This is a genomic window from Comamonas sp. E6 (genome assembly GCF_001010305.1).
GTDB classification, from domain to species: Bacteria; Pseudomonadota; Gammaproteobacteria; order Burkholderiales; family Burkholderiaceae_C; genus Comamonas; species Comamonas thiooxydans.
Map to the genome: position 1 here is coordinate 34420 of NZ_BBXH01000022.1, position 13851 is coordinate 48270.

15 protein-coding genes are annotated in these 13851 nt (G+C 60.2%); 2 read left to right on the forward strand and 13 right to left on the reverse strand.

All coding sequences use genetic code 11. The features are described 5' to 3' along the window. Positions 1–33: 33 nt before the first annotated feature. The 3 genes from rfbD to CSE6_RS19065 are packed head-to-tail and all read right to left on the reverse strand — an operon-like array spanning position 34 to position 2826. Positions 34–939: a dTDP-4-dehydrorhamnose reductase gene (gene rfbD, locus CSE6_RS19055; protein WP_034377196.1), complete on the reverse strand. Its 906-nt coding sequence runs from the start codon at positions 937–939 to the stop codon at positions 34–36. Beyond that, positions 936–2006, reverse strand: a complete 1071-nt coding sequence (gene rfbB, locus CSE6_RS19060) for a dTDP-glucose 4,6-dehydratase (RefSeq protein WP_012838754.1) — start codon at positions 2004–2006, stop codon at positions 936–938. The genes rfbD and rfbB overlap by 4 nt, the downstream gene beginning before the upstream one ends. A 46-nt stretch (positions 2007–2052) precedes the next feature. Further along, entirely contained in the window at positions 2053–2826 is a 774-nt protein-coding gene (locus CSE6_RS19065) for a type III pantothenate kinase (protein WP_034354584.1), read from the reverse strand. A gap of 170 nt (positions 2827–2996) precedes the next feature. On the opposite strand from CSE6_RS19065, the gene lysM reads away from it, so the two are divergent. Both lysM and galE read left to right on the forward strand, forming a co-directional pair. Continuing rightward, complete coding sequence (gene lysM, locus CSE6_RS19070; RefSeq protein WP_034354587.1) at positions 2997–3467, forward strand: peptidoglycan-binding protein LysM; 471 nt, start codon at positions 2997–2999, stop codon at positions 3465–3467. Positions 3468–3546: 79 nt separating this feature from the next. Beyond that, positions 3547–4569 (forward strand): UDP-glucose 4-epimerase GalE, encoded by a 1023-nt coding sequence (gene galE / locus CSE6_RS19075; RefSeq protein WP_034377197.1) that lies wholly within the window; start codon positions 3547–3549, stop codon positions 4567–4569. Positions 4570–4593: 24 nt separating this feature from the next. Here the strand turns inward: galE and CSE6_RS19080 are convergent, their stop codons facing one another. The 10 genes from CSE6_RS19080 to CSE6_RS19125 form a co-directional block, all read right to left on the reverse strand. Then, complete coding sequence (locus CSE6_RS19080) at positions 4594–5010, reverse strand: rhodanese-like domain-containing protein (RefSeq protein WP_034377407.1); 417 nt, start codon at positions 5008–5010, stop codon at positions 4594–4596. A gap of 26 nt (positions 5011–5036) precedes the next feature. Beyond that, positions 5037–6029 carry a M48 family metallopeptidase gene (locus CSE6_RS19085; protein WP_034377198.1) on the reverse strand — a complete coding sequence of 331 codons (993 nt, stop codon included), beginning with the start codon at positions 6027–6029 and terminating at the stop codon, positions 5037–5039. 13 nt (positions 6030–6042) lie between these two features. Beyond that, positions 6043–6783 carry a 1-acyl-sn-glycerol-3-phosphate acyltransferase gene (locus CSE6_RS19090; RefSeq protein WP_034377199.1) on the reverse strand — a complete coding sequence of 247 codons (741 nt, stop codon included), beginning with the start codon at positions 6781–6783 and terminating at the stop codon, positions 6043–6045. 131 nt (positions 6784–6914) lie between these two features. Then, a complete protein-coding gene (locus tag CSE6_RS19095; protein ID WP_003068019.1) occupies positions 6915–7502 on the reverse strand; it encodes an HAD-IIIA family hydrolase in 588 nt (195 codons plus the stop codon). Between the two features lie 79 nt (positions 7503–7581). Continuing rightward, positions 7582–8805 (reverse strand): beta-ketoacyl-ACP synthase I, encoded by a 1224-nt coding sequence (gene fabB / locus CSE6_RS19100; RefSeq protein ID WP_034377201.1) that lies wholly within the window; start codon positions 8803–8805, stop codon positions 7582–7584. Beyond that, positions 8802–9326 (reverse strand): bifunctional 3-hydroxydecanoyl-ACP dehydratase/trans-2-decenoyl-ACP isomerase, encoded by a 525-nt coding sequence (gene fabA / locus CSE6_RS19105; protein ID WP_003068017.1) that lies wholly within the window; start codon positions 9324–9326, stop codon positions 8802–8804. Before fabA ends, fabB begins: the two co-directional genes overlap by 4 nt. 202 nt (positions 9327–9528) lie before the next feature. Further along, entirely contained in the window at positions 9529–11190 is a 1662-nt protein-coding gene (gene lnt / locus CSE6_RS19110; RefSeq protein WP_034377203.1) for an apolipoprotein N-acyltransferase, read from the reverse strand. A 152-nt stretch (positions 11191–11342) separates the two neighbouring features. After that, positions 11343–12224 carry an HlyC/CorC family transporter gene (locus CSE6_RS19115; RefSeq protein WP_003068015.1) on the reverse strand — a complete coding sequence of 294 codons (882 nt, stop codon included), beginning with the start codon at positions 12222–12224 and terminating at the stop codon, positions 11343–11345. 188 nt (positions 12225–12412) lie between these two features. Beyond that, positions 12413–13135 (reverse strand): GNAT family N-acetyltransferase, encoded by a 723-nt coding sequence (locus tag CSE6_RS19120; RefSeq protein ID WP_034354611.1) that lies wholly within the window; start codon positions 13133–13135, stop codon positions 12413–12415. A gap of 143 nt (positions 13136–13278) precedes the next feature. Next, positions 13279–13761 (reverse strand): Lrp/AsnC family transcriptional regulator, encoded by a 483-nt coding sequence (locus tag CSE6_RS19125; protein WP_034354614.1) that lies wholly within the window; start codon positions 13759–13761, stop codon positions 13279–13281. Positions 13762–13851: the final 90 nt, after the last annotated feature.

The following is a 13851-nucleotide window of genomic DNA, read 5'->3' on the forward strand; positions in this document are numbered from 1 at the left end:
GCAGATAAGCGCTTGAAGCGAGTTATTTGAAAATTACAGAATTTCGCGCAGCATGCGCTCCACACCTTGCTGCCATGCGGGCAGATGCAGTTGCATGGTCGCTTGCAGCTTTTGCGTATCCAGGCGCGAGTTCAAGGGCCGCGCGGCCGGAGTCGGAAAGGCCGTGGTCGGCACGGCGGCAATGCTTTGCACCTTCCAGTCCAGATCCGGACGCAGGCTTTTAGCGCGCTCGATCACATGGCTGGCATAGGCATGCCAGTTGGTCTCCCCTGCCGCAACCAGATGGTAGAGACCGCCATCGCCTTCGTGGGCGCTCACATGGCGCACGGCATGGGCCGTGACATCGGCGATCAGATCGGCGCCGGTGGGGGCTCCCCATTGATCGTTGATCACGCTGAGCGCTTCGCGCTCCTGCGCCAGGCGCAACATGGTCTTGGCAAAGTTGCCGCCACGCGCTGCATAGACCCAGCTGGTGCGAAAAATCAGATGGCGGCAATGCGCGGCCGCAATCCGCTGCTCGCCCTCCAGCTTGGTGCGACCGTAGACCGATAGCGGCCCGGTCGCATCACCCTCCTTGCGTGCCGCACTGCCGGAGCCGTCGAAGACATAGTCGGTGCTGTAGTGCACCAGCAGGGCGCCCAGGCTTTTGGCTTCCAGCGCCATGACTTCAGGGGCTTCGGCATTCAGGCGCAAGGCCAGATCCGGCTCGCTCTCGGCCTTGTCCACTGCCGTATGCGCTGCAGCATTGACGATCACATCCGGGCGTACGCTGCGAATGGTCTGCGCCAGTGTCTGCAGATCGCCGATATCACCGCACAGGCCATTCCCATCCACATTCACGTTCTGGCGATCCAGCGCAATCACCTCGCCCAAAGGCGCGAGACTGCGCTGCAGCTCCCAGCCGACCTGACCGTTCTTGCCCAGCAGCAGCAGCTTCATGCCGAAGCCTCGCCGGTGTACTGCTTTTGCACCCAGTCACGGTAGGCGCCCGACTGCACATTGGCCACCCACTCGGGGTTGGCCAGATACCACTGCACGGTCTTGCGAATGCCGGTCTCGAAGGTCTCGGCAGGCTTCCAGCCCAGCTCGCGCTCGAGCTTGCGCGCATCGATCGCATAGCGGCGATCATGGCCGGGACGGTCGGTCACATAGGTGATCTGCTCGGCATAGGCCTTGCCATCGGCGCGCGGGCGCAGCTCGTCGAGCAAGCTGCACACGGTCTTGACGATATCGATATTGGCCTTCTCGTTCCAGCCGCCCACGTTATAGGTCTCGCCCAGTTGGCCGGCCTCCAGCACACGGCGGATGGCGCTGCAATGGTCGCGCACATACAGCCAGTCACGCACCTGCATGCCGTCGCCGTAGATGGGCAGCGGCTTGCCGGCCAGCGCATTGACAATGACCAGCGGGATCAGCTTTTCGGGGAAATGCAACGGGCCGTAGTTGTTGCTGCAGTTCGTCGTCAGCACCGGCAGGCCGTAGGTGTGATGCCAGGCTCGCACCAGGTGGTCAGAAGCCGCCTTGCTGGCCGAGTACGGGCTGTTGGGCTCGTAATTGTGCTCTTCGGTAAATGCAGGATCGGTCGGCGCAAGCGTCCCATAGACCTCGTCGGTGGAGACATGCAAAAAGCGAAAACCGGACTTGGCCTCGCCTTCCAGGCCATTCCAATAGGCACGCACCGCCTCCAGCAGGCGGAAAGTGCCCACCACATTGGTCTGGATGAAATCCTCGGGGCCATGAATGGAGCGATCCACATGCGACTCGGCCGCAAAGTTCACCACGGCGCGAGGCTGGTGCTGCGCCAGCAATTGCGCCAGCTGTGCGCTGTCGCCGATATCGGCCTGCACAAACACATGGCGGGCATCGCCCTTCAAGCTGGCCAGATTCTCCAGATTGCCCGCATAGGTCAGCTTGTCGATATTGACCACGGGCTCATTCACATGTGCCAGCCAATCGAGAACAAAGTTGGCGCCGATAAAGCCTGCACCGCCGGTTACAAAGATCATGAAAACAGCCTCAAATCAAAAATCGAATCATTTCAAAAACAGGCACTCAGCCCCAGCGCTTTTCAGCCATCACCAGCAAGCCATCAAAAATCAGGTTGTTGATCAACTCAAAAGGCCTGGTCATGCTGGGAGACATTTTCCAGCCGGCGCCGCCCGCCATGATGCACATCGGCTCTGCACCGCAGTGTTCTGCCAGATGCTGGTACATGCGCTCCACCGCACCGGCGATGGCATAGGTGCCGCCGCTGGTCAGCGCATCGCTGGTGTTCTTGGGAAAGCACCTGACTTCACCCGTAGGCACGTGCAGACCCGCAGTGCCGCCTTCCAGGGCCCTGAGCATGATGCCATGCCCGGGAATGATCAGGCCGCCCAGAAATCGGCCTTGCGCATCCATGGCATCGACCGTCACTGCCGTACCCACCATAACCGTGATCAAGGGCCGGGCATCGCCCAATTGCAACATGTGGTGACGTGCACCAATCATGGCCACCCATCGGTCCGCACCCAGCCTGGAAGGATGGTCATAGCCATTGGTCACCCCTGCTTCTGCGATGGAGGGGACTACCCATTGAGGCTCGAGATTCCATCCCAGCATGAGTTCGATCTGCTCGTGCACCCTGCGCCTTGCCGTCTCACCGGCAACCACGCAGCCCAGCATGCGCTCGGGAGCTGGCAGCCCGGCCCAGGCACCTTCTGCCAGGCGCTCTATATGCTCCAGGAACTCCGCTCCATGGGCCAGCAAGGCAGCACCAGGGCGATGATCTTCATACATGGCCCACTTCAAACGGGTGTTGCCAATGTCTATGGCCAAAAATGTCATGCGGCGGATTATCAGCACTTTTCTCTGTGACAGACAGCCGCTTGTCACATTCATTACAAGTGCGCAGGAAATTGTCAAAGAAAGCGCTCAGTCCATCTCCTGCAAGAAATCATTTCGATTTCCCGTTAAAGTGAACTGCTTTCTTCCACTACTTTTGAGGAGTCGAAACCATGGGTCTGTTCAGTTTCATCAAGGAAGCCGGAGAAAAACTGTTTGGCGGCAGCGACGCACATGCAGCCGCACCGGCCGAAGACTTGAATGCCAAGGCGGCTCAGGCGATCGCCAGCTATATCAACACCCAGAATCTGGGCGTATCCGATCTGCAGGTTCAATTCGATGCTTCTCAAGGCAAGGTAACAGTCAATGGCACGGCTCCCACTCAGGCTGTCAAGGAAAAAGTGACGCTGTGCTGCGGTAATGTGGCCAATGTCCAGTCCGTGGACAACCTGATGGCGGTCACCAACCCCGAGCCAGAAGCCCAGTACCACGATGTGGTACGCGGTGACACCCTGTCGGCCATCTCCAAGAAGTACTATGGTGATGCCAACAAGTACAACGTGATTTTTGAAGCCAACAAGCCCATGCTCAGCAACCCGGACAGGATCTATCCTGGCCAGAAACTGCGCATTCCGGCGCTCTGAATCAGGCTCTGTAAATACAGCCGCAAAAAGCGCTCGCATGAGCGCTTTTTTCATTTGACTCGAAGTTAGACTGCAGCTTATGAAAACTCTGCTCACAGGCGGTGCCGGCTATATCGGCAGCCATACAGCCATCGAACTGATCAGCCACGGTCATGAAGTCGTGATTTTCGACAACTTCAGCAACAGCCATCCTGAAGCAATCCGCCGCGTGGAGCAAATCACTGGACGCACCATTGCCGTGATCAATGGCGATGTCCGCGATCAAGCTGCGCTTGAGCAGGCCTTGCAGGAGCATGGCATTGACAGTGTCGTGCACTTTGCCGGCAAAAAAGCAGTGGGCGAGTCCGTTGCCCAGCCTGTGGACTACTACGACAACAACGTCAACGGCACCCTGGTGCTGCTGCGCGCCATGAAAAAGCACAATGTGCGCAATCTGGTGTTCAGTTCTTCGGCAACAGTCTATGGCTCGCCACAATATTTGCCTCTCAATGAGGTACACCCTACTTCGGTCACCAATCCCTACGGCCGCAGCAAACTCATGGTGGAAGAGATTCTGTCGGACCTCTACCACTCCGACTCCCAATGGTCGCTGGCCGTGCTGCGCTACTTCAATCCCATTGGTGCCCATGCCAGCGGCCTGATTGGTGAAGACCCTTCGGACATTCCCAACAACCTGCTGCCTTTTGTGGCACAGGTCGCCGTGGGCCGTCGTGAAAAGCTGCAGATCTTTGGCGGCGACTACGACACCGTGGACGGCACCGGCGTGCGTGACTACATCCATGTCGTCGACCTGGCCCGAGGTCATGTCAAGGCACTCGAGAAGCTGGCCGGCCTGGCCAAGCCCGAGTTGCTGACCATCAACCTGGGCACGGGCAATGGCTACAGCGTGCTCGAAGTGCTGCATGCCTTCGAAAAAGCCTGCGGCAAGACCCTTCCCTATACGATTACAGACCGCCGCCCCGGGGATGTGGCCAGTTGCTACGCAGACCCTGATCACGCCCTGAAAACCCTTGGCTGGCAAGCCGAGCATGATCTGGACACCATGTGCGCCGACACATGGCGCTGGCAAAGCCAGAACCCCAACGGCTATCGCTCGGTCTAGAAGCTGCCGTCCAGGCCCTGCGCATTACTGATGCCAGGGCAGGCCGCGCTTGCGCCAGCCACCCAACTGGCCTCGCTGGCCGTTGGCGTCAACGTCGCCTTCGAAACCTTCAAGAATGTTGTAGGCCTCGATTCCCAGGCCCGCGGCACGCTGGGCAGCCGCAACAGAGCGCACACCGCTGCGGCATAGCAGCACCACTTTCCTGCCCTCGGGTACCGCTGCTCGCAACTCGGCGTCAAAGTTCTGGTTGGCTGCCATGCCGGGCCACTGCTTCCAGGCCACGGCAACAGCGCCTGGCACCTTGCCCACCCACTCGCGCTCGGCATCGGTGCGCACATCGACCAGAACCGCTTCACCAGCCTGCAGCCATTGCCAGGCCAGCTCCGCCGGCACATCGCCGGCATAGCCGGCAGCGGGTTGGATTTGGGTTGTATTGCTCATTTCATTCCTCGTCTCGATCATTGCCGCTATTCCCAAACGGGCAGAGGCCTGTCTCTCAATGCTCTGCGCAAGTGCTTCCAGTCGGGCAGCACCTGAGCCACCACGGCCCAGAACTGCGGGCTGTGATCCATATGATGCAGATGGGCGAGCTCATGCACCACCACATAGTCGATGATTTGCGGGCTGTGCTGCATCAACCGCCAGTTCAGACGAATGATCCCGCTGCTGTTGGCACTGCCCCAGCGCGTGCTGGCACTTGTCAGGCGCAGCGCATTCCAGCGCACGCCCATGAGTGCGGCATAGTGCAGCATGCGGGCCGTGAAATAGCTGCGCGCCTCCCGCAGTATCCAGGCCTGAACGGCCGCGCGCACCTGGGCAGGCGGTGCCCCTGTCGGCAAGGGCAGATGCAGGCTTTGCGAGCCATCGCCCCCCTGCTCTCTATGCGTCTGGCGCGTACGCAGCAGTTGTGACGCATCACCGGTCAGCCGCAAACTCATGGGCTGGCCCAGATAGTCCAGCACGCCTCCATCCTGCCAGAGAATGCGCGCTTCCTGCTTGATCTGCTGTCGCTGTCCGGCTTCCTGCAGCTTGCGCACAATCCAGCCGGCCTTGGTCTGCAGCGCTGATTCGATCTCGCGCATGGCCACCCATTGCGGAGCGGTGACTTCAAGCCCTTGCAGCCCTACGCTGAAGCCTATGCTGCGGCGCGCCGAACGGCGCAGCAGATAAGCCACCTCACGCCCTTGCAAGCGGGCGCTGTGGCTAGCTTCCGGATGGACCAGAAGTGTGGGCTCTGCAGGCAGCTCATTCTCTTCTGAATCAATAGCACCCACTGAAATATTGACAGGTGCTACAAGCTGACTATTCTCAAATTCCAGCTCGGACTGATCCAAACGCTGTTCAATGGCTTCAGGGCCGCTGCGCCGGCGCTTGCGCGGCATCAACCCGCCCCGCCCATCCCCCACCACAGGCGGCACCAGCCATTGCCAAGCTTGCTGCAAGCTATCGCCTGTGGACATGGGCAGTTTTGCCTTATCTGCGATAAGCCTCTGGGTCCAGGCGCTGCATTTCGGACTCGATCCATGCCTCGACCTCGACCATCAGTTCGTCATGCTTGCGGCCCACCGAAGAAATGGGCTTGCCAATGGACACATCCACCACGCCGGGCTTTTTAATGAAGGCCTTGCGCGGCCAGCACTTGGCCGAGGTAACAGCGATGGGTACCACGGGCGCACCCGCCATGATGGCCAGACGGGTGGCGCCGGTCTTGTACTCGCCCACCTCTCCACGATTCACACGTGTACCTTCGGGAAACATGATGACCCAGATGCCTTGATCGAGCAGGCGCTTGCCTTGCTCCACCACCTTGTGAAAGGCGCGCGAGCGCTGGGCTCGGTCGATGTGGATCATGTCCAGTGCACCAATGGACCAACCGAAGAATGGCACCTTCAGCAGCTCCTTCTTGAACACATAGGCCAGCGGGCGCGGCATGATGGCAGGCATGAGAAAGGTCTCGTAAGTGGACTGGTGCTTGACCAGCAGCACCACCCCCTGATTCGGGTCCGCAGGCAGGTTCTCCATGCCCTGCACCTGATACCGGACCCCCATGATCACGCGGGCGCTGTCCACCGAGAGCTTGAGCCAGGCGCGGGCAGCGCTGTATGCCTTGGCCGACGAACCGCTGGTCCACTTGGCCAGCAGCACCGCGAAAGTGTAGGGAATGACGGTAATAGCCATCCACAACATGTGGAGGACGGAGCGAATCAGGGACATGACAGCAATCGAATGACGTGAGCACAGACCTGAAGTCTGGCCCATTGATTTGGCACGGTTATCAACAAGAAACATAGCAGCTTGCGCTGCTCTTTCAAGCAGTTGAGTCTATTTTGACCTGAAACCCGGGCTCAATGCGGGGCAGGCGCCGAATCCAGGGGTTGAGCATCCTCATCGCCTCCCAGCGGTAACAGCATATTCACCACGGCCTCCAGATCCGGATAGCGCTCGCTGCCTTCAGGCAGGTCGGCATCGCTGCTGCACTCGGGCCTGGCGGTGGACTCCACGAACACCAGATGAGCGCCAAGAGCCTTGCCCGCCTGCAAATGCTCGACGCCGCTGCCAATGGCCCAGATTTCATGGCCTTCCGCGCCGTAGCGATCGGCAATCTGCTCGAACAGCGCTACGCCTGGTTTACGGCACTGGCAGTCTTCATCGGGAGCGTGCGGACAAAAAAACACGGCCTCCACCCGCGCCCCGACGGCTGCCATCTCCCGGTGCATCTTGGCGTGCACGGCGTTGAGCTCGATCACATCGAACAGCCCGCGACCCAGCCCAGGTTGATTGGTGGCGACCACCACATGCCAGCCGGCACGGTTCAGGCGCGAAACCGCCTCCAGCGCACTGGGGACTGCAACCCACTCATCGGGCCGGCCAATGAAACCTTGAGCTCCCCACTGGTTCAGGGTGCCATCACGGTCAAGAATTGCGATCTTCATGGGGGAGACAGTAGTCGACGACAGAAAAAAGCCCGCTTACCTCAAGGCCAAGCGGGCTCGCGATCCAAGACTCCGGCGCTTACTGCCCTTCCCAGCGCTTGAGCACCAGGGAGGCATTGGTGCCGCCAAAGCCAAAGCTGTTGGACAGCACGGTCTTGAGTTCGGCATCGCGGGTCTGGGTGACCAGAGGCATATCGCCCAGCAGCGGGTCGGGCGTCTCCACGTTCACGGACCCTGCGATGAAGCCCTTGTTCAGCATGATCAGGCAGTAAATCGCCTCCTGCACACCGGTCGCGCCCAGCGAATGGCCGGTCAGCGACTTGGTGGACGAGAACGGAGGTACCTGGTCACCGAACAGCTCGCGCATGGCACGCACTTCCTGCATATCGCCCACAGGGGTCGATGTGCCGTGGGTGTTGATGTAGTCGATGGGCGCATCCACGGTTTCCATGGCCTGCTTCATGCAGGCGATGGCGCCGTCGCCCGAAGGAGCGACCATGTCCTCACCGTCGCTGGTGGCACCAAAGCCCACCACTTCGGCCAGGATGTTGGCACCGCGTGCCAGCGCATGGTCCAGGCTTTCCAGCACCACGGCACCGCCGCCGCCAGCGATCACGAAGCCGTCACGGTTGGCATCGTAGGCACGCGAGGCCTTATCAGGCGTCTCGTTGTACTTGCTGGACATGGCACCCATGCCGTCGAACAGCAGCGACATGCCCCAGGACAGCTCTTCGCCGCCGCCGGCAAACATCACATCCTGCATGCCCCAGGCGATCTGCTGGGCCGCAGCACCGATGCAGTGGGCCGAAGTGGAACAGGCCGAGGTGATGGAGTAGTTGATGCCCTTGACCTTGAAGTTGGTTGCCAGGCAGGCCGACACCGTGGAGCTCATGCATCGTGTGACCTGGTAAGGGCCGACGCGGCGGATGCCTTTTTCGCGCAGCGTATCGGCTGCCTCGATCTGGTTGGCGGGCGATCCGCCGCCCGAGCCCATGATCAGACCGGTGCGCGGGCTGCTCACCTGCTCGGGCGTGAGGCCCGCTTGCTTGATCGCATCTTCGAGGGCGATCTGCGAATAAGCCGCAGCATCGCCCATGAAGCGTAACTGCTTGCGGTCGATGCGCGCCTCGATATCGATCTCGGGAATGCCTGCCACCTGCGAGCGCATGCCCAGCTCCGTGAACTGGGGCATGGCCTTGATGCCGCTCTTGCCCTCGCGCAACGAGGCCTCCACGGTTGCCAGGTCATTGCCGATGCACGAGACAATGCCCGCGCCGGTGATCACTACCCGCTTCTTGCTCATGCTGCCGTTCCCTTGGCATCACCTTCACGCAGGAACAGACCCACGCGCAGGTCATTGGCCACGTAAATTTCCTTGCCGTCGGCCAGCAGGCGTGCGTCGCCTATGGCCATGTTCAGCTTGCGCTTGATTACTCGCTTGATATCAATTTCATATGTCACGAGTTTGACATCGGGACCTACTTCACCTGTAAACTTGACTTCGCCTGCACCCAGGGCACGACCGCGACCCGGCAAACGCAGCCAGGTCAGGTAAAAGCCGATCAGCTGCCACATGGCGTCCAGGCCCAGGCAACCGGGCATGACGGGATCGCCCTGGAAGTGGCAATCAAAGAACCACAGGTCTGGCTTGACGTCCAGTTCCGCAACAATCTTGCCCAGACCGTGGGCACCGCCGTCCTCGGAGATATGTGTGATGCGATCGAACATCAACATGGGAGGCAGGGGCAGACGTCCGCTATCGGCACCAAACAGCTTGCCTTCGCCGGACGCGATCAGTTGTTCGTAGGAAAAAGATTCAGCCATTCTCTCAATTGCTCCGCGGCAGCCTGTGCAAGCTACCTGTTACTCTGTATTTTGGGTGACGGGACCCGCGCCCGCTGCGCGCGCCCACTGCGGGCGGTACAACCAGGGATTATCAAGGCTCACGCCCCTACCCGGGACACAATACCCGTTTTCAGGCCCAAGACTCTGCCACAAATGCCACAGCCGCTGATGCCGAGGTGGCTTATTCCGTGCGGGACACTACGCCTTCCTCGGTCTTTCTCAAGGAGATCCAGGCCAGCGCGCAGAACACGAGGCACAACAGAGTCAGAGGCAACAGACCCAGAGCATGCACCCAGCGCGCATAAGGCGTCAGCCCGTCGCGCCCCTGAACCCGGCCCTGCAGCACCGCGCGCTCGAAAGGCGCCAGTGCTTTCACCACTTGCCCTTTGTGATCGATCACCACCGTGGCTCCGGTGTTCGTTGCGCGCAACATGGGGCGCTCGAACTCCAGCGCGCGCATGCGGCTGATGGACAGATGCTGATCAATGGCCACGGAGTCGCCAAACCAGCCGATATTACTCAGATTGACCAGCACCGTGGGTGCCGTCGCCGCATTGCCGAAATGGGCCGCAAGCTCTTCGCCGAACAGGTCTTCGTAGCAGATATTGGGCGACAGGCGCTCACCCGCCCAGCTCATGGAGGGCTGGCCCAGTGCGCCGCGATTGAAGTCACCCAGCGGAATATTCATGAGTTCGGTGAACCAGCGGAACATGGGCGGAATGAACTCACCAAACGGCACCAGATGGTGCTTGTCGTACTGATAGGCCCGAGTCTGCCCCGGCAGCCAGCCTTCGACCGTATTGGTGAAGCCCTTGTCCCAGTTGCCCAGCGGAAGGCCCACCAGAGCCGCGCGGCTGGATTCCTTGGCGACAAAAGGTGCGCGCACAAAGTCCAGATAGCCTTCAGGAAGCTGCTGAGGCAGCAGTGGAATGGCTGTCTCGGGTGCCACGACCAACTGGGCCCTGGCGTCATGCAACTGCTGGGCATACCAGCGCAGTGCCACCACCACGCCCGAACCCATTTCAAACTTTTCATCCTGCGGAATATTGCCCTGCAGCAGCTCTACGCTCATGCCGGGCAGCTGACCAGGTGCTTCAATGGCGGCATCACGCGACCACCACAGCCCGCCCCAGACCAGACCCAGGGCCACAGCAGATGCCAGGGCCGGCTTGAATTTCAGCAACGCCGACCTGGTCTGCATACGCCAGACCAGCAGCGCCAGCCAGGCTGCAGCCCAGGCCGCCACAAACCCCGTGCCGTAGACGCCAATCCAGCGCGGCAGCACGGCCAGCGGGCCTTCCACATGGGCATAGCCGCCTGCGCCCCAGGGAAAACCGGTCCAGAGCCAGCCACGCGCCAGCTCGGCCAGCGTCCATAGTGCGGCAAAGACCAGCGCTGACAATGCATCCGGCGCCTTTGCCAAACGCTTGAAGCACCATGCAGCCACGGCGTAATAGCCACCCAGAAAGCCCGCCAGTGCCAACACGGCTGCCACCGCCAATGGCGCCGCCAGTCCGCCATAGATGTGCATGGAGATGAAGAGCCACCAGAAGGTGGCCGCCAGCCAGGCCGTGCCGAACAGCCAGGCCCGGCCTGCCGCCTGAGCGGCGGTACGGGCAGCCAGCAGCGCATGAACCAGCACCGCCAGCGACAGAATCTGCAGCCACCACAGCGGACGGCCATAGCCTCCGGCCAAGCTCAGCCAGCCGTCGCCCTGGCCGCGAGCCCAGGGCCAGGCCAGAGAGAAGGCCTGCAGTCCGCCTGCAATCAGCATCAAAAGCCAGCTCATCCAGCCTTTGGGCCTGGCAGCAGCGGTCTGAACGGTAGAGGCAGTGGTGGTCATAGGAATCAGCAGGCACTAACAAAACACCCAACCGGGCGGTTGGGTGAATTCAAGCATACGAGGTATCGCCAAGATTTGTGCAAACCAAGAGGCACAACCAGTATTTCCACCGGCATCACACCAGGCCTGACCCGGATTTGCACAGGCCGCGATCAGTTGCGAACCAAGCTGTCTGGCGAAGGATCGCGCACCACCTTGAACCAGCGCACCGCGCCGCCCTTGGTGTGGAGCACGGTGAACTCCAGCCCGCCCAGATGAATCTGCTCGCCGCGCTTGGGCACATGGCCGATTTCATGGGCAATCAATCCACCGATGGTATCGAACTCGGCATCGGGGTCGCTGGCATGCAGCGAAGTCTCGAACTCCTCGCTCACATGCTCGATGCTGGCATCGCCCGCCACGCGGTAGCTGTTGTCGGCCAGAGCAAAGATATCGCCCTCGTCCTCGGGGATGTCAAACTCGTCCTCGATCTCGCCGACGATTTCTTCCAGCACATCTTCAATCGTCACCAGGCCGGCCACACGGCCGAACTCGTCGATGACGACGGCCAGATGATTGCGATTGGCGCGGAACTCACGCAGCAAGTCGTTCAGGCCCTTGCTCTCGGGCACAAAGACGGCCGGGCGCACCAGAGCACGAATGTTCAGGGTGGGAGAGCGCTGCAGCTTGAGCAAATCCTTGGCCATGAGAATGCCAATGATGTTCTCGCGCTCGCCCTGGTAGACCGGAAAGCGCGAATGCGCCGTGGTCAGAACCTGGTGCAGGATTTCTTCATACGGAGCATCGATATTGATGAGATCCATGCGTGGCGCGGCCACCATGACTTCTCCGGCGCTCATGTCGGCCATGCGAATCACGCGCTCCAGCATGACACGCGACTCGGTGCCGATGACCTGGTTGTCTTCGGCTTCGGCCAGGGTTTCGATCAGTTCATCGGGAGACTCCGGTGCCGGATGGATGAACTCAGCCACCTTTTGCAGGAAGCTTCGCTTGTCTTCCTTCTCTGGAAGTCGCGCAGGATGGGGGTCAGACACTGTCTTGGAGTGCAGGACGTGCGGTAGTCGAACAAGTCCCCAAGAATAACGGATTGTGTTGACAGACGGCTTGCTAGCTCACAAAAGCCATGAGCGGCGGTCTCCGAGCGCACTCAGTCAAAGCTATTTTGATATCTGCTTGCGCTTGTCTTTATTGGGCTGCAGCCTTGCCGGCTTCACAAGACGATTTACTCGCCTGATTTATGGCGGCCTTCCTGCACACCCTTGCGCACTTCCTGCACGCCGGCCAGGAAAGCCCAGAAATTGACGGCCTGCTTCTTGAGCTGATAGTCCATCTCGCCCAGATGCTCCGTCACCAGCTCGCTGACATGGGTCTCGAAGTCGGCAGGCGGCAACTCCAGATAGGCTTCGGATTCCGAGCCCTCTCGCTTGACCGTGGCACCCGCGTTGCGCGCAATCTTGAGCATGGCCGTGTTCTCGGACAGCGCATGGATGAACATCATGCTCACGTTCTTGCTGCGCGCATGCAGCACTGCACGTGCAAACAGACGTGCCCCCAGCCCCTTGCCACGTGCACTCTTGAGCACGGAGACGCCGAATTCCGCGCATTTCTCATGCTCGGGATGGCCGGCAAAGGCCAGATGCGCCATGGAGATCAATTCCAGGCGGCGGTTGAAGATGCCGAAGATATCGTCGCGCTCGAAATCGAGCTGCTCGACATAGCGGCGCACCTGCTCGTCGTTGGCCGCATAGCCAAAGCGCAGATAGCGATCACGCGCATCCAGCTTGAGCAGATGCTTGATGATGCGGTCGCGATGGCGCGGGCTCAGCGAACGGATGGGGACCAAGGACGGCGAGCGACGCTCGGCGCCATGGGACTTGCCCATGTCTCGCAGCCAGCCGGAGCCGGCCTGCCAGGGCGATGTCAACCAGTCTTTGGGGAGGTTCATAGCCTGAAATATAGGTAAAAACCCGAGGTTTCACAAGCCGCATGTTGCATTGCAACAATCCTGTAAGGATTTTCCGCTAATTCAACACCTTAGCTTCTGTTTCCGGCTAGGTCATGGTCCGTATGAAGGACCTCTACGAAGGCTTAGAGCGGCACGGCCGTCGTGACCTTGACCCGGTCCATGACAAAGCTGGTTTTGCAATCCTGCACACTGGGGTGTTTGAGCAGCGTGTCCATGATGAAACGACTGTAATGCTGCATGTCTGCCACCACCACCCGCAGCAGATAGTCCATCTCGCCAGTGAGGGAGACGCACTCCACCACCTCGGGCCAGGTCTGCACGCTGGCGCGGAACACATCCATGGGATTGCGCTTGCTGGTTTCGGTGTATTTTTCCAGACGCACATTGATATAGGCGGTCAGCCCCAGACCCACGGTCTCGGGCTGCACCAAAGCCACATAGCGGTCGATGACACCGTTTTCCTCCAGCCGCTTGACACGGCGCAGCACGGCGCTGGGCGACAGGCCGACCTGCTCCCCGATGACGTCATAAGTTTCTCGGCCATTGGCCTGCAATCGGCGCAAAATTGCCTTATCCAGTTTGTCGATGGTGTGCATGGAACTCATGGCGGCAGATTATAAAAAAAGCGCAGTTTTTATTAATGGTTAACCCTTTATAACCATTAAAATTGCATGAAATCAATTTTTTATGCAATT

Coding starts and splice junctions, on each gene's coding strand:
- CSE6_RS19090 (WP_034377199.1), bottom strand. CDS start 6,783: ATGTCCCTGATTCGCTCCGTCCTCCACATGTTGTGGATGGCTATTACC.
- CSE6_RS19065 (WP_034354584.1), bottom strand. CDS start 2,826: ATGACATTTTTGGCCATAGACATTGGCAACACCCGTTTGAAGTGGGCC.
- lnt (WP_034377203.1), bottom strand. CDS start 11,190: ATGACCACCACTGCCTCTACCGTTCAGACCGCTGCTGCCAGGCCCAAA.
- rfbB (WP_012838754.1), bottom strand. CDS start 2,006: ATGATCTTTGTAACCGGCGGTGCAGGCTTTATCGGCGCCAACTTTGTT.
- CSE6_RS19125 (WP_034354614.1), bottom strand. CDS start 13,761: ATGAGTTCCATGCACACCATCGACAAACTGGATAAGGCAATTTTGCGC.
- fabA (WP_003068017.1), bottom strand. CDS start 9,326: ATGGCTGAATCTTTTTCCTACGAACAACTGATCGCGTCCGGCGAAGGC.
- CSE6_RS19080 (WP_034377407.1), bottom strand. CDS start 5,010: ATGAGCAATACAACCCAAATCCAACCCGCTGCCGGCTATGCCGGCGAT.
- CSE6_RS19085 (WP_034377198.1), bottom strand. CDS start 6,029: ATGTCCACAGGCGATAGCTTGCAGCAAGCTTGGCAATGGCTGGTGCCG.
- rfbD (WP_034377196.1), bottom strand. CDS start 939: ATGAAGCTGCTGCTGCTGGGCAAGAACGGTCAGGTCGGCTGGGAGCTG.
- CSE6_RS19095 (WP_003068019.1), bottom strand. CDS start 7,502: ATGAAGATCGCAATTCTTGACCGTGATGGCACCCTGAACCAGTGGGGA.
- galE (WP_034377197.1), top strand. CDS start 3,547: ATGAAAACTCTGCTCACAGGCGGTGCCGGCTATATCGGCAGCCATACA.
- lysM (WP_034354587.1), top strand. CDS start 2,997: ATGGGTCTGTTCAGTTTCATCAAGGAAGCCGGAGAAAAACTGTTTGGC.
- fabB (WP_034377201.1), bottom strand. CDS start 8,805: ATGAGCAAGAAGCGGGTAGTGATCACCGGCGCGGGCATTGTCTCGTGC.
- CSE6_RS19120 (WP_034354611.1), bottom strand. CDS start 13,135: ATGAACCTCCCCAAAGACTGGTTGACATCGCCCTGGCAGGCCGGCTCC.